The sequence below is a fragment of the Edaphobacter sp. 12200R-103 genome (genome assembly GCF_010093025.1).
Classification (GTDB): Bacteria; Acidobacteriota; Terriglobia; order Terriglobales; family Acidobacteriaceae; genus Edaphobacter.
The window spans coordinates 290,822-309,948 of the sequence record NZ_CP048114.1 but is presented as its reverse complement, the minus strand read 5'-3'; the positions used below and the strand labels follow the sequence as shown (position 1 = coordinate 309,948).

General features: G+C 58.9%; 17 protein-coding genes and 1 tRNA gene. 11 read left to right on the top strand and 7 right to left on the bottom strand.

From position 1 onward, the window contains the following. Positions 1-73: 73 nt before the first annotated feature. Entirely contained in the window at positions 74-2,197 is a 2,124-nt protein-coding gene (locus tag GWR55_RS01365; protein WP_162400655.1) for a M28 family metallopeptidase, read from the top strand. Positions 2,198-2,560: 363 nt separating this feature from the next. Here the strand turns inward: GWR55_RS01365 and GWR55_RS01360 are convergent, their stop codons facing one another. Further along, positions 2,561-3,055 carry a hypothetical protein gene (locus tag GWR55_RS01360; RefSeq protein WP_162400654.1) on the bottom strand — a complete coding sequence of 165 codons (495 nt, stop codon included), beginning with the start codon at positions 3,053-3,055 and terminating at the stop codon, positions 2,561-2,563. Between the two features lie 153 nt (positions 3,056-3,208). Next, a complete protein-coding gene (gene thiC, locus GWR55_RS01355; RefSeq protein ID WP_370521425.1) occupies positions 3,209-4,561 on the bottom strand; it encodes a phosphomethylpyrimidine synthase ThiC in 1,353 nt (450 codons plus the stop codon). Positions 4,562-4,951: 390 nt separating this feature from the next. Here thiC and GWR55_RS01350 point away from each other — a divergent pair, with 390 nt between their 5' ends. Continuing rightward, positions 4,952-5,455 (top strand): ferritin-like domain-containing protein, encoded by a 504-nt coding sequence (locus GWR55_RS01350; protein ID WP_162400652.1) that lies wholly within the window; start codon positions 4,952-4,954, stop codon positions 5,453-5,455. Between the two features lie 67 nt (positions 5,456-5,522). Here the strand turns inward: GWR55_RS01350 and GWR55_RS01345 are convergent, their stop codons facing one another. Then, a complete protein-coding gene (locus tag GWR55_RS01345; RefSeq protein ID WP_202925558.1) occupies positions 5,523-8,195 on the bottom strand; it encodes an ABC transporter permease in 2,673 nt (890 codons plus the stop codon). After that, positions 8,192-8,545 carry a PadR family transcriptional regulator gene (locus GWR55_RS01340; protein WP_162400651.1) on the bottom strand — a complete coding sequence of 118 codons (354 nt, stop codon included), beginning with the start codon at positions 8,543-8,545 and terminating at the stop codon, positions 8,192-8,194. The genes GWR55_RS01345 and GWR55_RS01340 overlap by 4 nt, the downstream gene beginning before the upstream one ends. Positions 8,546-8,699: 154 nt before the next feature. Here GWR55_RS01340 and GWR55_RS01335 point away from each other — a divergent pair, with 154 nt between their 5' ends. The 7 genes from GWR55_RS01335 (at position 8,700) to GWR55_RS01310 (ending at position 13,823) form a co-directional block, all read left to right on the top strand. Then, the gene (locus GWR55_RS01335; RefSeq protein WP_162400650.1) at positions 8,700-9,149 is read left to right on the top strand and encodes a cytochrome c maturation protein CcmE; all 450 of its coding nucleotides are present in this window, start codon (positions 8,700-8,702) and stop codon (positions 9,147-9,149) included. Between the two features lie 57 nt (positions 9,150-9,206). Further along, entirely contained in the window at positions 9,207-9,920 is a 714-nt protein-coding gene (locus GWR55_RS01330) for an ABC transporter ATP-binding protein (RefSeq protein WP_162400649.1), read from the top strand. Beyond that, complete coding sequence (ybaK, locus tag GWR55_RS01325) at positions 9,917-10,423, top strand: Cys-tRNA(Pro) deacylase (protein ID WP_162400648.1); 507 nt, start codon at positions 9,917-9,919, stop codon at positions 10,421-10,423. Before GWR55_RS01330 ends, ybaK begins: the two co-directional genes overlap by 4 nt. A 20-nt stretch (positions 10,424-10,443) precedes the next feature. Next, positions 10,444-11,109 carry a heme exporter protein CcmB gene (locus GWR55_RS01320; RefSeq protein WP_238398566.1) on the top strand — a complete coding sequence of 222 codons (666 nt, stop codon included), beginning with the start codon at positions 10,444-10,446 and terminating at the stop codon, positions 11,107-11,109. Between the two features lie 73 nt (positions 11,110-11,182). Then, positions 11,183-11,914 (top strand): cytochrome c biogenesis protein, encoded by a 732-nt coding sequence (locus tag GWR55_RS01315; RefSeq protein WP_238398565.1) that lies wholly within the window; start codon positions 11,183-11,185, stop codon positions 11,912-11,914. Between the two features lie 17 nt (positions 11,915-11,931). After that, complete coding sequence (locus GWR55_RS19040) at positions 11,932-12,072, top strand: hypothetical protein (protein ID WP_202925557.1); 141 nt, start codon at positions 11,932-11,934, stop codon at positions 12,070-12,072. A gap of 485 nt (positions 12,073-12,557) precedes the next feature. After that, complete coding sequence (locus tag GWR55_RS01310; protein ID WP_162400646.1) at positions 12,558-13,823, top strand: YncE family protein; 1,266 nt, start codon at positions 12,558-12,560, stop codon at positions 13,821-13,823. Between the two features lie 60 nt (positions 13,824-13,883). Here the strand turns inward: GWR55_RS01310 and GWR55_RS01305 are convergent, their stop codons facing one another. The 3 genes from GWR55_RS01305 to queG all read right to left on the bottom strand — a co-directional run bounded on the left by GWR55_RS01305 (position 13,884) and on the right by queG (position 18,353). Next, a complete protein-coding gene (locus GWR55_RS01305; protein ID WP_162400645.1) occupies positions 13,884-16,058 on the bottom strand; it encodes a PP2C family protein-serine/threonine phosphatase in 2,175 nt (724 codons plus the stop codon). Next, positions 16,045-17,061: a YihY/virulence factor BrkB family protein gene (locus GWR55_RS01300; RefSeq protein ID WP_162400644.1), complete on the bottom strand. Its 1,017-nt coding sequence runs from the start codon at positions 17,059-17,061 to the stop codon at positions 16,045-16,047. Before GWR55_RS01300 ends, GWR55_RS01305 begins: the two co-directional genes overlap by 14 nt. An 83-nt stretch (positions 17,062-17,144) precedes the next feature. Beyond that, entirely contained in the window at positions 17,145-18,353 is a 1,209-nt protein-coding gene (gene queG / locus GWR55_RS01295) for a tRNA epoxyqueuosine(34) reductase QueG (RefSeq protein WP_162400643.1), read from the bottom strand. A gap of 32 nt (positions 18,354-18,385) precedes the next feature. On the opposite strand from queG, the gene GWR55_RS01290 reads away from it, so the two are divergent. Together GWR55_RS01290 and GWR55_RS01285 are read left to right on the top strand one after the other, a co-directional pair. Beyond that, positions 18,386-18,477 (top strand) — tRNA-Ser (locus tag GWR55_RS01290). Between the two features lie 215 nt (positions 18,478-18,692). Continuing rightward, entirely contained in the window at positions 18,693-18,950 is a 258-nt protein-coding gene (locus GWR55_RS01285; protein ID WP_162400642.1) for a hypothetical protein, read from the top strand. The last annotated feature ends 177 nt before the right edge of the window (positions 18,951-19,127 follow it).

Sequence of the window (19,127 nt, the reverse complement as noted above, 5' to 3'; positions counted from 1 at the left end):
GGGTACCAGCCTGCGCGCTATGAAGAATGCTGTACCCTAGACCTCGAAGCTGCCGCTTCAGAGGTTTTTCTTTTTGCGCTCCGCACTTCTCTTCCTTCTGTTCTCTGCCGCTCTGGTTTGTCCGGGACAGACCCGGCAGGTCTTTGGATTCCGAGATTTCTCCAAGCAGGCAAAGTGGGATGCAGCCTTCCTTCCTGTGCCCGACGCAAAACTTGCCGGAGAACACCTGAAGATTCTTACGGCAAAACCACACTGGGCCAGTTCGCAAGAAGACTACGCAACAGCGTTGTACGTCGAGCAGAAGTTCAAAGACGCCGGGTTGGAGACAAAGATCGTTCCTTACCGGGTCCTGCTCAATCGTCCTGTAGAGATCAACATCGAGGCATTCAACTCCAACGGCGAAAAACTCATGTCAGGTCCCTCACCAGAGCACGTCGATCCTCAGCGCTATGGAGGTGATCCCTTCCAGGATCAGCCGGACATCCTTCCTGCCTTCAACGGGTCCTCTCCCTCGGCGGACATCACTGCCAACGTCGTCTATGCAAACTACGGCACCCAGGAAGATTTCAAGAAGTTGGCCCGCATGGGAGTCAGCGTTAAGGGCAAGATCGTCCTCGTCCGCTACGGAGCCAACTTTCGCGGCGTAAAGGTCTACCTCGCCCAGCAGCATGGAGCGAATGGCGTTCTCATCTACTCCGACCCATCTGACGATGGTTACTTTCGCGGCGACGTCTATCCCAAGGGGCCCTTCCGTCCTGAGTCGGGCGTTCAGCGCGGCTCCGTACAGTTCCTTCCCATTTATCCCGGCGATCCCGAGACTTCGGGAATCGCCTCCACTCCCGATCTTCCCGATTCCAGGCGAATTCACGGCAATGGTCCTCAGGGCAATAAGCCATCCATCCCGTCCAACCCATTGTCTTTCAAAGATGCTGCCCCAATCCTCAAAGCTCTTGACGGCCCAGTTTCGCCGCGGGGCTGGCAGGGCGCTCTTCCTTTCACCTATCACCTGGGAGGAACAGGCAAGGTCAAGGTCCACATGCACCTTGAGCACGACGCCCGGATTCGTACCATCTGGAACGTCATCGGAACGATCCCCGGTACAGATCCTGCACAAAAGGAGAACTGGGTTATCGCCGGAAACCATCGCGATGCCTGGGTCTTTGGCGCCGTCGATCCCAACTCCGGAACCGCCGCCATGCTGGAGGCTGTTCACGGCCTCGGGGAGCTTCTGAAGCAGGGTTGGCAGCCCCGGCGCACCATCGTCATCGCCTCATGGGATGCCGAGGAGGAAGGACTGATCGGCTCAACGGAGTGGGTAGAGCAGAACGCCGCTGCTCTTGCGAATGCCGTAGCTTACTTCAACACGGACGTCGGAGTCTCTGGCCCCAACTTTAAAGCCGCATCGGTGCCCTCGCTCAAGCAATTCGTCCGCGAAGTCACCATGCAGGTTCCCTCGCCGAAGGGCGACACCGTCTACCGCCAGTGGAAACTGGAGCAGGAAGCCGACGCAGGGCGGCGCGCAGCTCAGCACATGCAGCAGGATGCCCACGTGGGCGACCTCGGCTCCGGCTCCGACTACACGCCCTTCCTGCAGCATCTGGGCGTGCCATCGACCGATATCGGCTCCGAGGGGCCATACGGCGTGTACCATTCCGTCTTCGATAACTACAACTGGTTTACGAAGTTTGCCGATCCCACCTTCGTCTACGAACAGCAGCAGGCACGCGTCTTTGGGCTGGAGATCCTCCATATGGCCGACGCTGACGTGCTGCCCTACGATTACCAGTTCTACGGGCATGAAATCATCTGCTACCTCGAAGGCGCGCAGAAACATGCCACGGCAGCCGGCATGAATCTCAACTTCGGTCCAGCCCTTACTGCCGCTCACAGATTTGAGGCGGCTGGCGGCGCAATCCGCTTCCGGCAGGACGCTCCTCCAGCCGATACAGCAGCTCTCAACCGAGCTCTGCGAAGCGCTGAGTCCTCCCTGCTTTCGCCCAACGGATTGCCTCATCGCCCCTGGTACAAACACACCATCTATGCTCCGGGTGAGTACACCGGATACGCCGCTGTCGTTATCCCAGGCGTTAATGAAGCTGTCGATGCCGCTGACAGCAATCGCGCCAGATTGCAGTTGACGGAGCTGGCCGATGCCTTGAATCGGGCGGCGGCAACTCTCGAAGATGCCTCTAAGTAGGTTCCAATGAAAAAAGGCGAATCCCGGAGGGACCCGCCTTTTTTCTTCGAGTTTTCGGAGAATCGGATCGAATTCCGACTCCCACCTTAAGTGGCCGAATCTCGTTTGGAAACCTCAGGCTCTGCCCGAGTCTCCCTCCCTCGATTCATGTCATTCTGGCTAGGGTGACTTGCTTCGTGCCATCCATTGGTACCTCCGGTCTCCCGGATGTTCCTATCAGGAATGCTCCTGATATTTTGGTTGGCCATAGGCTACTCTCTCCTTCTGGAAGATTTCTCTTCCGTTACAACCTAAGACTTCATCTCACCTCGCAGCGTTGTCTGTTTTCACATAGGCTCTTTCAGTAATCTGTGGATAACTGGGTCAATGCGCCGCAGCTCTCGTTCTCGCGGCCTTCCTTGCAGAGGCGGACCTGGCGGCGGGCGATCTCTTTGCGGCACCCTTCCTGGCTGCTGCCGACCTCGAACTTGCCGAACGTCTTGCCGATGCGCGTTTCGACTGCCGGGAAAGAGCCTCGTGGGAAGCAGACGACTTTGGCTCACGCTTCATAGCTGTCTTACGACTATGAGATCGTGTCGTCGATGGCTTGCGCCCCGGATGCTCCTGCCCCTCCTCGTACTCATGTTCTGCACGGTTGCGCATCTCCTTTGAACCGGACTTCGGCGGCTTCAGCGGAATTCCTGCGCGGCGAGCCTTGCTAAGACCGATTGCAATTGCCTGCTGTGGCGAACGCGCTCCATGTTTGCCCTCACGGACGTGATCGATCTCTTCCCGCACAAACTCTCCCGCTGCTGTCGATGGAGCCTTGCCTTCGCGCAGATCTTCTTTCGCGCGCTCGATCGTTTTCTTTTCCGGCATCTTGTGCTCCCTTCTGTCGCATCTCGCGACCTGTTCTGTTCAGGTCGGATGCAACACTGTAGATAATCGTGGCCCACCGTCTTGCACCACAAAGCAACGGCCGCCCCGGAGTATTCGGAGCGGCCGTTGTTGTATTCGCTTCTGCAGGCGTTTTTAGCTTCGCAGCGCCATCTGCTCCGTTACGATCTGTGTCAGGTCCGGCTTCTTCAACCCATGCTCACGCTCGTTGAACTCATCCACCTTGCTCGACCAGTTCATGGAGCAGAACTTCGGCCCGCACATGCTGCAGAAGGCTGCTTCCTTGTAGTAGTCATCCGGAAGCGTCTCGTCGTGCATCCCGCGAGCCGTATCCGGATCAAGCGACAAAGCGAACTGCTTGTCCCAGTCGAAGGTGTAGCGCGCATGCGAGATAGCGTCGTCGCGGTCGCGCGCGCCCGGCCGATGCCGCGCGATATCGGCAGAGTGAGCCGCAATCTTGTAGGCAATAATGCCGTCCTTCACATCCTTCTCGTTCGGCAGGCCAAGATGCTCCTTGGGAGTGACATAGCAGAGCATCGCGGCGCCATGCCAGCCGATCATCGCCGCGCCGATCGCCGAGGTGATGTGGTCGTAGCCGGGAGCAATATCGGTAACCAGCGGGCCCAGCACATAGAACGGAGCGCCATCGCACAGCTCGACTTCCTTATCGACCTGCTCCTTGATCTTGTCCATCGGCACATGGCCGGGGCCTTCGATCATCACCTGCACGTCGCTCTTCCATGCCTCACGGGTCAGCTCACCCAGTGTCTTCAACTCAGCGAACTGTGCCTCATCGCTCGCGTCGGCAACACTGCCCGGACGCAGGCCATCGCCCAGCGAGTAGCTGACGTCGTACTTCGCCATGATCTTCGTGATGCGATCGAAGTTCTCGTACAGAAAGTTCTGTTTGTGATGATGCGTCATCCACTGCGCCATAATGGCGCCGCCACGGCTCACAATGCCCGTAATGCGCTTAGAAACCATGGGGATGTACTGGATCAGCACACCAGCGTGAATCGTGAAGTAATCCACGCCCTGCTGCGCCTGCTCCTCGATGACCTCGAGATACAGATCGATATTCAGGTCCTCGACCCGCTTCACCCGGCTCAGGGCCTCGTACAGCGGCACCGTGCCGATTGGCACCGGGCTATGCCGCAGGATCGCCTCGCGGATCATCGGGATGTCGCCGCCGGTCGAAAGATCCATCACGGTATCGGCGCCGAAGTGCACGGCCGTGTGCAGCTTGCGCAGCTCCTCATCCACGTTCGACACCAGCGCGGAGTTTCCGATATTCGCGTTGATCTTGCAGAGCGACTCGACGCCGATACACATCGGCTCCAACTCAACATGGTTGATGTTGGCCGGAATGATCATCGTTCCCTTCGCGACTTCGCTGCGAATCTTCTCCGCCGCAACCTTCTCGCGCTCGGCAACAAAGGCCATCTCTTCGGTGATCAGGCCCTTGCGTGCAAAGTGCATCTGCGACATATTCCAGTCGCCGGTCCGTTCCGCCTCAGCCTTCCGCTTGACGACCCATTCCGCCCGCCCAGTCGGAACCTTGTATCCATTACCGTTCTGATTTTTTTCGCCGGCAGGATGATTGCCATTTGTGCTCATACGAAACCTCTTTCCACCAGTCACCGCGCTGCATACTGACGTATCCGAGTATATCGCTCTTGCCCGGCCACACGCAGGCCAACCTAACCCGCCTGGCCGCATCCAATCCACACAGAACGCGCACGCCCCCGTGATTACTCCGGCGCACGTTGCCGTCTCACCACGGAAAACCGGATTTCACCCCATGGAGACGCCCGTTGCGGCGTCAACGCCTGGATATGGGGAACAGAACGACCAAAAGGAAAAAAGGAGCTTTCCACTATGAAGATTTTCTCAGCCAACATTGAGGATCTACGCACTCTCTACATCTCCAATCTGAAGAAGGCGCTCGATATGGAGCAGAAGATCACCGATGCCCTGCCGAAGATGATCGACAAATCCACCGATCCCCAGCTCGCAACCGCCTTTCGCGATCACCTGCGCCAAACGGAGGGCCACGTTGCCAGCGTCGAGGGACTCCTGCGGAGGATCACCGGCGACGCCGACACCATAACCTGTAAGGCCATCAGCGGCCTCATCACCGAAGCGGAAGACAGCATTAAAGATGCGTCCGATAGCAGCATTCGCGACATCACCCTGATCGCCTGCGGCCAGCAGGTGGAACATCACGAGATCGCCGTCTACGGGACCCTGCGCACCTGGGCCAACATCCTTGGTCTTACGGAAGACGCCCGGGTTCTCGATTCGATCCTCAGCGAGGAGAAACAGGCTGACGTGCTGTTCAGCTCCATCTCCGACGGCGTCAATCTTCAGGCCGCCGCCTGAATGTACGATGGCTTGGAAAAAAAGAGCCGGCAGGGATGGTCTTCCTGCCGGCATTTTTTAGAGGAGACTACTCGTTCCGCAACGCCACCATGGGGTTGATGCGCGATGCCCGGCGCGCCGGCAGGTACCCCGCCAGCAGAGCCACTACCGTCAGCAGCACCAGCATGACCCCAAAGGTCGGTGGGTCCGTCGGCGTTGTGCCAAACAAAAGGGTCGCAATCAACTGTGCTGCGGCGATTGAAAGTACAGCGCCGACTGAGATTCCCAACGCAGCCATCTGTAATGTCTTCTTGATCACCCCCATCTGCACGTTACCGGGCGACGCCCCCAGCGCCATGCGGATTCCAATCTCCTGCGTTCTTCGCGTCACCGAGTACGAGATCACGCCATAGATTCCCAGCGACGCCAACAGCAGCCCCAGTCCCGCAAACGTTCCCACCAGCAGAACGAAAAACTCCCGCGGCGACGTGGCATGATCCACAATGCCCTGCATCGTGCGGAACTCAACCGAAGGCTGGTTGGGGTTGATCTCCCGCAGCGTTCGTAAGACCGTTCCGGAAAGCTGCGCCGGAGGCAGCTTCGTCCGCACCACCAGGTAGGCTCCGTCCGGGCCCCAGTCGCTCTCGGTCATAGGCAGGTACATCTGCCAGCCGGTCTGCCCTTCGATGTTGGTATCGCGCACATCATCGATCACGCCGATCACGCGAACGTCCTTCTTGCCCAGAACGGCGATCTTCCCAATAGGATCTTCATCCGGCCACAGCCCCTTCGCCGCCTTCCGGTTCAGGATGATGACCCCTTCACTCTTATCGTTATCGGACCACGCGAAGTCCCGCCCACGCAGCCGCATCCCCATCGCCTTCATGTATCCCGGTGCCACGATGTAGACGAACGCTCCCGGAACCTCGCCGGGCTTATAGGTCTTGCCCTTCACACGCGGGCCTCCCCAGCCCCGGTTGCGATCGAGCGGCAGATTGTCCGAAAACCCCACAGCATCGATGCCAGGAATGGCGCTCACGCGTCGGGCGACATTCTGCAGGATCGCGCTGCGCCGATCGGTGTTATTACCATCGTCAAAGTCCAGCTTCATCGCCGCTGCTGTCGCCGGCTGGAACCCGAGATCGACATCCAGCACCTTCAAAAAGCTGCGCAGCAACAGTCCCGCTCCTATCATCAGCACGCACGCCAGCGCCACCTCCGAGACCACCAGGACCGTGCGCATCGTCTCATGCTTCCGGCCCTCCGTCGCTCCATGGCCACCGTCTTTCAGAGCCTCCTGGACATTCGCCCGCGAGGCCCTGATTCCCGGCAGCAACCCAAAAAGAATGGCCGTCGATACCGTGATTGCCAAGGTCCACAGCAGCGACGTCATATCCAGCCGCACATTATTCAGCAGCGGCAGTGCAATCGAGCCCTGATGCGCGAGATAGCGCAACAGCGCATACGCGATCCCCAGCCCGAGAACAGCCCCGGCAGCCGCCAGGACGAGACTCTCTGTCAGCAACTGTCGAATCAATCTCCCTCGTCCTGCACCCAGTGCGCTGCGGACCGCAAACTCCTTGCTCCGCGCCGCCGCGCGTGCCAGAAGAAGGTTCGAGAGGTTCACGCACACAATCAGCAGAATCAGCCCAACCGCGCACCACAACACCACAAGGGATCGCCGCAGCTTCCCGCTGACGTAATCCTTCAGCATCACCGGCCAACCGGTGTAGTTACCCTTCGAATCGGGATATTTCTTGCCCCAATAGAACTGCGGGAACAACGTCTTCGCCTCAGCCCGCGCCTGCTGCACCGTCACACCAGGCTTCAGCCTGCCGATGAGCGCAAGGGTATTTCCTTCATACCGGATCTCGTCCATCATGACCGGTGTAAGAATGTCCACCTTCGACCCCGGCGAAAACGCCGCACCAAAGTCAAAGCTCTCCGGCAGCACCCCGACCACCGTCGCCGGATGGTTATCGAGCGTGATCGCCTTTCCAACAATCGACCGATCGCCGCCGAACTGCGTCTGCCAGAAGGGATACGCCAGCAGAACCGCCGCCGGGCCGCCCTTCCTTGACTCATCCTGCGTAAACAACCGCCCCAGCGCCGGCTCAACTCCCAGCACATGGAAGAAGTTCCCCGCGACCATGATCCCTGTCAGCGGCTTCGGATCTCCATGCCCGGTCAGCTTGTAGTTGTCCGGCGTCGAGAACGCAAAGTACCCCGTCACGTCCTCGTACGACCGGTTCATGGACCGCAGGTCCTCGTATGCATCCACCGAATAGGTCATGTCCGATAGCCCGTTCGAATGCTCTGGCGCGATCCACACCAGCCGGTCCGGCTGATAGAACGGCAGCGGCCTCAGCAGAATCGTGTTCACCACGCTGAACACCACCACATTCGCGCCAATCCCAAGAGCCAGAATCAGAATGGCAACCGCCGCAAAGGCCTTCTCCCGCCCCAGCGTCCGCACCGCATAGCGCAAATCCTGCATCACCGTATCCAGCCACGGCAGCCCGCGCGACTCCCTCTGCCGCTCCTTCGCCTGCTCCACTCCGCCAAATCTCACCAGCGCCCTCCTCCGAGCCTCTTCCGGGCTCATCCCGCTCCGAATGTTCTCCTCCGTTGCCATCGCGATATGCGTCGCGACCTCCTCCTCAAGTTCGCGATCCATCGCGCCTTTATAGAAGAAGGCAGCCAACCGCGCTCCTACCCGGCGCAGCGCATCCGTCCACGACTCCCGCCCCGGGTTCCTCATGGCTCCGCCCTCCCTTCTCCCATCGCCAGCACGCGGCCCATCACGTTCGCCAGCCGGCGCCAGTATTCGGTGTCATCGGCCAGCTGCTTTCGGCCCCGCGTGGTAATCGAATAGAACTTCGCCCGGCGGTTGTTGTCCGAAGCTCCCCACTCGGCCTCGATCCAGCCCCGCTGCTGCAGCCGCACCAGAGCGGCGTAGATCGTGCCCTGGTTCAGTAGCACCTCATCGCCGCTTACCTGCTCGATCCGCCGCGCAATCCCATAGCCATGCATCTCGCCCATGGCCGCTAAGGTCTGCAGCACCATCAGATCCAGAGTTCCCTGCAAAAGGTCCAGCTTCGCGTCTCCCATCCGTTTCTCCTGTGGCATGACCACATTTAATACCTGTGGTTACGCCACAGGAAGAGAAAAGTTCCCCAGAATCTCATTTTTCTGAAGAATTTCTGCTCGAAACCGTTTCTGGTCCGTCTCTCGTCAATAGAGGCGTAAAATACCCAGAACAGCCATGTCGAATCCCAATCAGAAGAACTCGCTGAAGATCCTCATCGCCACCGTTCTCATCCTGGGAACCGTTGCCTATCTGGCAGTAACCGGCGTACGCGATAACAAGAGTTACTACGTCACTATCAGCGAGCTTCAGGGAATGGGCAACAAGGCCTACACCCGGCACCTTCGTGTCGCCGGCAACGTCGCTCCCGGCAGCATCCACCGCACCGGTACGAATGCGACCTTCGAGCTGCTTGAGCAGGGAAAAGCACTGCGCGTCGTCTATACCGGCTCCGAGCCGCCGCCTGACACCTTCAAGGACGACTCCCAGGCGCTGGCCGTCGGTACCTACGGGAAAGATGGCGTCTTCCGCGCCACTCAGCTCCAGGCCAAGTGCGCCTCCAAGTATGCTCCCGCAGCGAACCAGAAGCCCGTGACCACGGCGACTGCTCTGCCTGTGGCCCGCTAGAAACCGTTCCCCTGACCTCCCGCTCTATATACTCGCTTCAGAGGCGAGACTCTGTGCATGCCTACTGCTGTCCCAATTCGCGCTGAAACTCCTGCCGCCACGACCGCAGCTTCGCTCGAATCCGTTTCGAAGATCTACGGCACCTTCGCTGCACTGCGGAACGTCTCCGTTACCTTCCCGGCGGGATCTTCGACCGTGATCCTGGGAGAGAACGGCGCCGGCAAATCGACGCTTCTGCGCATCGTCGCCGGATTGATCTCGCCCAGCCGGGGTCAGGTAAGCGCCTTCGGCGGTTCTCCCCACGAGCATCGTCACCGCATCGCCTACATGAGCCACTCCACCATGCTGTACGACGAGCTGACCGCGATGGAGAATCTCACCTACTTCGCCGCGCTGCATCGCGGCGATAGCTGCGCGTGCGTCGGTTCGCCCGAGATGGCCCTGCGCGCCGTCGGCCTGGACCCCGCACTCAACCGCCCCGTCGGTCAGTATTCTCAGGGCATGCGGCAGCGCGCCTCCCTTGCACGCGTCCTTCAGACCGACCCCGAGCTTCTTCTGCTGGACGAACCCTTCTCGAACCTCGATGTCTCGAGCGCCGGTCACCTTGTTGAGTTGCTCGCCGACTTTCGCACCTGGCCTGTCGCCGGGGGAGGCGCACGCACCCTGATCCTTACCACGCACCAGGCCTCGCTTGCCGTTCCCCTTGCGGACCGTACTCTTACCATGCGCCAAGGTCAGGCAATCGACCTCTCCACCGGAAGCAACGGATGAAGCCAGCCGCACCCAATAAAACCAACGCTGCCCGCCTGCTCGACTCGCTCGGAATCTCTTACGAACTTCGCGCCTACGAGGTAGACCCCGAGGATCTCACCGCCATCTCCGTCGCGCGCAAGATCGGGCTTCCGCCAGAGCAGGTCTTCAAGACGCTGCTCTCCCACACCAACACGGGGGAGCACCTCTTCGCGGTCATCCCCGGAGACGCCGAGCTCGACCTCAAGAAGCTCGCCTCTGCCGCCGGAGCCAAAAAGACAGAACTGGCCTCGCTCAAAGACGTTGAACCCCTCACCGGCTACATTCGCGGCGGCGTGACCGTCATGGGCGCGAAGAAATCCTTCCCTGCCTTCGCCGACGAAACCATTGAACTCTTCGACGTCATCAGCGTCTCGGCCGGGCAGCGCGGCCTGCAGGTTATCCTCTCGCCTGCCGACTACCTGCGAGCCTCCCAGTCCACGCTTGCCGACCTGACCAAGGCTTCTGCGGGAGACGCGCATTGAGGTATCTCACCTGCGTCCTGATGCACCTGCGTAAGGATCTCCGGCTCGAGTGGCGGTCGCGGGATTCCATCAACGGCATGCTGTTTTTTGTGCTGTTAATGGTGGTCGTCTTCTCCATCGCCTTCGACCCGGCGGCCTATCCGACCACCGCCCGGCAGATCTCCGGTGGCCTGCTCTGGGTTGCCCTTCTCTTCGCCTCGATGACGACACTGAACCAGTCCTGGGCGCGCGAACAACGCAATCAAGTGATAGAAGCCCAACGCATGGCTCCTTCCCCTGCCTCATCGTTCTTCGTGGGCAAAGCGCTCGCGAATATGGTGTTCGTCCTCGTCGTTGAAGCTATCCTGAGCCCCATCTTCGTCATCTTCTTCAACCTGCATATATTAGGAAACGCCTGGCTCCTTGCTTTGATCCTCCCGCTCGGAACCTGGGCACTGGTCGTCAACGGAACCTTCTTCGCCGCACTCGGTCTGAGAGCCCGCAACCGCGAGCTTCTGCTTCCCCTGATCCTTCTACCACTCTCGATTCCGGCTATCCTCATGATGGTGCAGGCCACTACAGGTGTTATCACGGCCGAACTCGACCCTCTGTATGTCCGCTCCTGGATTACCCAGCTCGCCGGCTACGACATCATCTACACCACCGTCTGCATTCTGCTGTTCGACACGATCCTTAACGCCGAATAAGCCGGAGCTTCATCCCAAGCAGTTTCAGCACAATCCCTCGCAATGGCAAAATTCGCGCTAAAATAATCCCATCGTGGCGCGCTCCTCCACTTCTCGCAACTTTGCCCTGATCTGGCTCGCAGCCACGATTGTGGTGCTCGTGATCGGCTTTCGCCAGGCGATCTTCATCGCTCCGCCGGAAGCGACGATGGGGGATCTCCACCGCATCTTCTATTACCATTTCGCACACGCGATCCTCGGACTGGTCTTCCCCTACCTCAACCTCATCGCCTCGGTCGCCTTTCTCTACTACAAGCGCAGAGATCCTTTGAAAGCTCTTGGAGCAGATGCTTTCGCAGTAGCCTCAGCCGAGATTACCGTTCTCTACGTCGGCATTACCCTTGCTACAGGGATGCTATGGGGCAAACCCGCCTGGGGAATCTGGTGGACATGGGATCCGCGGCTTACCTCTGAGCTAATCCTCTGGCTGCTCTATATCAGCTACCTCCTGCTGCGTCGCCTCTCGCCAACCGGGCAGACACCGACACTTGCCGCCGTCCTTTCCGTCTTCGCCGCGATTGATGTTCCTATCGTCTTCATGTCCATCGAATGGTGGCGCACACAACATCCGCAACCCGTCTTTGGACCCAATGGAGGTGGTATCGCTCCTCAGTTCGTTCCCGCGGTCCTCTGGAACCTGGCCGGGTGGACGATGTGGGGAATCTTCCTCATCGGACTTCGCTTCGCAATCGAGCGCCGCCGCCAGATTGCCGATCAGGAAGCTGCGCTTCAGGCCCTTGAAGCCTCGCTCGAAACCCCACAGTAGACGGAGACACGCGGACAATGACCTGGCAGACCTTCTTCGACTTCTCCACCATGGCGCATCGCCATATCGTCTTCGTCTATGTTGGCGTTATTACCGTGCAGCTTGCCTATGCAGGCTGGCTGGCTCGCAACTGGTCAAAAATCAATCCGCACAAGTAGCCACGGCAGTGACGCTTCCTTCCCTGTCCCCACGAGAAGTGTCATCTCGACCGAAGGGCCGTAGTGGAGAGACCCCCGCATTTCCCTCCGTCCGCACCCCCGCTCGTGTCTCATGTGAGGCAAGCCATCCCAACCAGCATTCCGAAATGCGGGGGTTCCTCGCTGCGCTCGGAATGACACTTCAGGTTAGGGCGTATCCGTTGCTCAACAGCCAGAAAGTCGCCCGATGGGCGCAGGTCGAAGGATTTGCGGTCCGCCTTGGAATGGCGACGACGGAACTTCGCAAAAAAAATCAACGAAGCTACACGAAGTAGCTTCGTTGTCCGAGAAGGATTTACAGACGATGCAAGAGTTCCCCATCTGGCAACTCTGCGCATCACTCTCGTAGACACTTTTTCTGAACGAAAGGTTTCGCTATTTGAAATCTTTTTTTCCGGGCGGCGCTAACTTGCGAGGGCCGGATTCCGACCGATAGACTCAGACCAGTGTCCGATTCCTCAAAACGCCAGCGAGCAGTCCTGCTTGCATCGCTCTCGATTGCCCTTTTGCCGCTGGGTTGCCGCCATAGCGGCTTTCCCGAGGTTCCAGCCGGCTATCGCGAATACGCCTACGTTACCAATGGAAAATCGAATACAGTCAGTGTCCTTGACCTGGTAAACCTGCGGGCAGACAGGACGCTGCGGGTCGGCGACAACCCTACCGGAATTGCAGCCAATCCCCGGCGCAATGAGATTTACGTGGTCAATACAAAGTCCGGCACCGTAAGCGTGATCGACGCATCCAGCAACAGCGTCGTCGCTACCATTCCCGTCCATCGCCAGCCGTACTTTATCAGTGTGGATGCTGCCGGAGGGCGAGCCTACGTGGCCAACTCCGGGTCCAATTCGGTCAGCGTGATCGACCTGGACAAGCGGCACGAGATCGCCGCCGTAGGCGCCGGCGAACAACCAGGCCTGGCGCGCGTCTCTCCCGATATGCGCTCGGTCGTGGTCTCCAACCGCAGTTCGGGCAGTGTCTCCATCTACAGCGCCGCGCCCTATGCCAGTCCACAGAACCTCGAATCCGGCTCGCCTGAGGCTCCTCAGCCGGTCCCCCGGCTGGGTGAAGGCCCGGCGCTCCAATTTCGTGCCACCTTTCCGGGATGTCCCGGGGCTACAGACGTCGCCATCCTTCCGGATTCCTCCAAGGCCTTCATTGCCTGTTCGGGTGGCCACCAGGTCATGGTGATCTCGCTGGCTGCCGCTCCAGGATCATGGGCGGCACGCCAGGACCCAGCCGCTACATCGGACCATCTCCTTACCATGCTCGATGTGGGCAATACGCCGGTCCATCTTGCAGTCAAGCCGGACGGCGGTGAGATCTTCACCGCTAACTTCGACTCCGACTCCATCTCCGAGATCGACACCTGGAACAACCAGGTCCTTGGAACCTACATGATTGGCAATAAGCCGGTGCACGGCGTTATCACGCGCGACAGCTCCACGCTCTGGGTCGCCGACTTTGCCTCGGATCTCGTCAGCGTCTACAGCATTGACGATGGCCATCTGGTCACGACGGTCCACACCGGCTCTGCTCCTGACGCGCTGGCTTTCTCGGCGGACGAGCATATTCTGCTAGCCGTCGATGCCCATTCCGGAGACGTCGCCGTCATCCGGACACAGGGCAAACAGGGCGCGGCCCTCTTTACGATGCTGCCTGCCGGCTCCTCCCCAAACGCCATCGCGATCAAGGCGATCCAGCCGACGCATTAATACTCCGAGCTTCCGGCCGAGATGACACCACGTTTCAGGGATCATTGGTTTTCTGAGTGGCTATACCTGCCGCGCCAGTACCAGGGTGATGTCGTCGGGCTGTTCCTCGGCACCGATCCAGGCATCGAGCGCCTGCATGACCTGGCTTGAGATCACATGCAGCGGCTCGTCGCGGTAGCGCCGGATCACTTCAATCATGCGTTCTTCCCCAAACTCGCCAAAGTCGTTTTCCGGCTCCGTCACACCGTCGGAATATCCAACGAGGATGTCTCCCGGACGCATCTGGAAACGATCTTCCTCATAGCGCATCCCGTCCATCAGGCCTACAACGGTGCCCCCGCGGTCGAGGCGTCGTACGCTTCCGTCCCTTCCCAGCACCAGTGGCGGAAGCTGGCCGGCATTGGAGTAGGTCAGCAGGGCTGACTTCGAATCGTAGTGGGCGAGAAACAGCGTAGCGTACTTCTCCGGCTGGGTACTGCGATAAAGATGCCGGTTGAGCAGAGACAGAATGCGTCCGGGCGATTGGAACAGCTCATCGCAGTCCGCTCCCATATCATCGCGATTTGCCAGGAGACCGGCGACCGCCGATTCGCTGAAGACCAGCTCCTCGCTGGCGAACCGGTATGCGCGAACGGCGGAGTGCAGGGTCGCCATCAGCAGCGCTGCCGAGATTCCCTTACCGCTGATATCGCCGATCGCGATGCCCACGCCGGTCTCCATGCGGCTGACGTGGCCATTGTGCGCTGCTTCGTGGAAGATCAGGAAGTCGTAGTAATCTCCGCTGACCGAGCGTGCAGGACGGCAGACGCCATGCAGCTCAAGCGTGGGAAGGCTTGTGATCTGCCGAGGAAACAGGTTCGCCTGTACCTCCTGGGCGATAGAGAGCTCGTTCTGCAGCCTCTCCTTCTCTTTCTGCTCCTCAAGGAGTCTCTGCAGCGAACCCGTCATCGTATTGAAGGACCGGCTCAGCTCCGCCAGTTGGTCCTGCCGTGTCACGGCGATCCGGTGACTGAAATTTCCCTGGTCGATTCTCTGGGTCGCTTCATAGAGGCCCGAGACCGACGCCGTCATGGTCCTGCTCAGACGAATCGCCATCACCAGCGCCACCAGTTCCAGTAACGCGAAGAGCAGGCAGAGCACAACCAGCCCTGTCTTGTAGGCATCTGTTACAAGGCCGCCGAGCGATGATCCGAAGAGTTGGTTATAGAGCAGCGACGGTCTGGAATCGACCTTGATGAGCACATTGTCGCGCTCGCCGTTGGACCAGTCTGTAACGCCAAGCGTCGAGAGGAAGTGAACCTGGATATCGGCAAGATTCGCCGCAGGAATCTGCATGCCGCCGGTCACAGAGTTTTCGCGGCGGCGACGGCGCTCGTCGAACTGTGAGCCGGCCGAAGAAGACTGCGCTCGCGAGGCCTGATCATTTTTACTGTCGCCGGCTCCAAGCCTTTCGGTAAAGAGCTGCGCCCGTCCCAGGCCGGCAGAGATCATATCCATTACCTGCTTGTCCACGATCAGGCTGGTGACGAGGCTAAGCATACGACCATCGTTCATCCGGCGTTGATTGATGGCGACAAGGTACAGATCGGCGCCGTCGAGGACCAGTCCGCTGAACTGGCCGCCCTTGATCTCCGATGCCCATGGAGGAAGGCCGAGAGGAGTCTTTCCGCGGTGGGAACCCAGCATGGTGGGTGCGCCGTTGATATAGACGGAGCTTTCTACAGGGATCATCCTGCGGGAAAGGTCGATGGCGGTCACCTCGCCTCGGCTCAGGATGGCCGCGGGAAGCTGGTCTCCCTGGGCAATGCGCACGGCCAGCTCGACGCGATGTCCGTTGTCGCTGCTCATCTGGGCCACCTCCTCCTGCATGCGGGAGTCGGCGAGGTGAATGGCAAACTGGCCTGCCGCGACGTAGGCGGAGATCAGGACCAGGGTGACAAAGAGAACGACCGGAGCAAGCCCTATCAAAAGATAGGTAACGACAAGCTTGTTGCGCAGACTCCAAAGCATGCGCTGCCGGACGAAACGGACGAACAGAGGAATTGCGGTCGCCCCAAGAGCGATTCCGACGAGAATCTGGACGACGGTAAAGAACGCACCCGTGGTTCCCGGGATGAGGCGCAGCAGAAACAGGAAGCAGAACCAAACGGCGAGCCAAAAGACGGCGCCAGGCAGGCCCCGGGGGACCTTCTGAAGTATTGAAATCAGCCGTGACGTCTCCTTACCGGTCTGCATCTTTCTCTTTCTTCGCTTCATTCTGCTCAGCCAGTCGCTCCTTCGCCCTGGCCTGGCGGGTGAGCCGTAATGCGTAGCGCGTCGCCGAGACATGAGCCCCTGCCAGCACGAGCAGCCCCGACAGAAAGGCCCACATCATCAGTCCTACGGAGATATAAAAAGGTCCGTACACGGACTGGAAATCAAGCCATGGCAGCGCACGTATATAAAGATACTTTGCCAATTCCCACAGCAGCCCCACAATCAGCGCTGTAGGGATGACAGCGCCTGCCGGGATCCTGCGATTGGGCAGAATCCAGTAAATCAGAAAAAACAGCAGGATGCTGAGGCCAATGCCGCAGATCTTCATAAACCACTGCGCAAAGAAGGCATAGGCCGCATTTTGCGTGTGACCAAAGAAGAGAACCGCCAGAACGGATTTGGAGCCTGAGGTCGAAGCTACGGACGCAAGCGCAAGAATGCCCACGGCAAAGGCCAGGCCCAACGAGACAATCTGGTTGCGCAGGTAGCTGCGGTTCTTCGTCACTCCCCAGACGCTGTTGAGGGCTACTTCCAGAGGCAGAAAAACTCCGGTAGATGAGACCAGCAGCATGACCAGCGAGAAGAACTGCACTCCCTTTCCCGGATGAGCCAGAAGCTGCATGTTGCGCATAACGAAGTCCTGGCCGACAGGAAGAAAGCCGCGCATCATGTCGCCCACGACCATCTCCATCGCGCGGGAGTGAAATACCGTCCGGCAAAGCGTCAGCAGCAGCACAATGAAGGGAAATAGCGAAAGGATGGCGTTGGCGGCCACGCTGAAGGCATAGGTGTGAACCTCGGTGCGCGCCATGTACTTGAGAAGCGCTCCAAACTGCGACCAGAAGCCGGAGCCGCAGACGACGGAAGGAACTTCCTCGATCGGAACGGCGGACGCCGTCTCCTGCCGTTCTGTTCTGGCAGGCTCAGCGAGCTTCGGATCATTGCGAACGGTCTCTGATCTGGGTGGGCGAATGGAGAACATATCAATCCAGGGCCAGGACTGGTCTGCTCACCGGACCAGAATTCCTCGGTAATTCAACTTCGATGCTAGCAGAGAGCAATCCATCATTCCGTCGGAAGAAAAAGGGAGCCTACGGCATCATCACCCACCTGATTAACCGCAGAATTTTCGGCCTCCTCATTTATTTGCCGGATCGCCCAGCGGGCAGTCTCCGCGAGAATCTCGTCTTCGCCCTCACTCCAGGTCTTGAGCTGCGGAAGAAAGCCGGAATCTCGGCTGTTCCCCATCGCGATAGCGACATTACGATGGAGCCGCTTCCGCCGTGTACGCTCAAGGGGAGACCCCTTGAAGTTCCTGCGGAATTCAGTGTTGTCGAGGCTGGCAAGCCAGCTCAGGGCCGGATTGACGAGTTCGGGACGCTGACGTGTCTGCTGACGGGCTGAGATTGGGGCACGACGATTCCAGGGGCATACTTCCTGGCAGATATCGCAGCCGAAGACCTGTCTTCCCATGGGCTGGCGCAACTCTTCCAGGATGCTCCCCTTCTTCTCGATGGTGAGATAGGAGATGCAACGCGAAGCATCCATTTGGCGAGGAGCTATGAGAGCCTGCGTGGGACAGGCATCCAGACAGCGCGTGCAGCTTCCGCATCGATCGGCGGCAAGCTGTGGATAGGCCGCAGCTGCAACCGGGATGGAAGTCACGATAACACCTAACAGCAGCCAGGACCCGAGCTGCTGATTGATAAGACAGGTGTTCTTGCCGATCCAGCCCAGGCCGGCCTGTACCGCGACCGTACGCTCCACGATAGGGCCGGTATCGACATAACAGCGGGTATCGGACGGCGCGCGTTTCCTAATGGCAGCCTCAAGCGCCCGCAGTCTCCCCAGTAGCTCGTCGTGATAGTCGGTCGGGACAATCTCACCGTTCTCAAGCTGCCGCCCCATCCATGCGTATCGCGCGATCCAGCCGGATCCGGAGACAGGCTCCGTGGAGGCGGGGCTCGAAGCGTTGTAGTTCCAGGTGCAGACAAGGACGGAGCGTGCCCACGGAAAAGCGGCTCTGACTCCACTGCGCAGAAGCAGGCCATTCTCATCCGTCCGCTTGAGATACTCCATCTCACCGGCACGGCCGGCTTCGATCCACTCTGATATCCGGGCGGCCTGCAGCTTCCCCAACTCGCTATCGCTCTCGGGAATGGGGGCGACGGAAGCAGCATCAAAGCCAGCGCGAAGGGCCTCTGCCTCGATCCATGCCGCAAGCTCATCCGTCCATTCAAACAGAACCGTCGGAATTTCTTCGTCCGTTTTCATAAGGCCTGGTTTCAGGGTAAACTCTTAGAAACGGAGAGGTGGCAGAGCCCGGTTGAATGCACCTGACTCGAAATCAGACATAGTCGCAAGGCTATCGGGGGTTCGAATCCCTCCCTCTCCGCCACTCTTCTCCATAAAAAATCAAACAATTGCAGGAAGATCGCCAACTTAGAGACGGCCTCTATTTGTCGATCCTCCTAACAGAGATCGAGTTCTCCTAAAGGAGATCGAGTTCCAGTAAAAGTGGAAAAGTTTTTCCCAACGATCTCCTGTAATCTGCATATCCCTATGTAATCGCTTCGTGCCGTAAGAACAATCCCTTCAAGATATACGAGCAAAATGATGAAGGTTCTTCTATCCCTTCTCTTACTTCTTGCTGGCATTGTGGCGAAAGCAGACACGTTTGATTTCGCGTTTACTGGCCAGAACTTCAACGCTTCCGGAACCATTGCAGGCGAACTCATCAGCCCTGGGGTATATCAGGTGACCGCGATGAGCGGCATATTGAGCCAGATCTGGTTGTGTCATCGACAGTCCCGGAGCCAGCCAGTTTCCTGCTTGCAAGCACCCGGATCCTTGCTTTGGGAAGCCGGTTGAGACGATTCCGATCTGAATAATTCGAGATAAAAAAGGCCTTCATCGTGAGGGTCTCTTTTATTGTATTGGGCTTCAGATTCAAAGCTCCTTGCTGCATTTCCGACGCCGAAAAAGAGAAGGTGGGGTCTGCATGGATTCGGCCCTCAAAGTGCAGTAACCGATTTATAAACCAGCAGG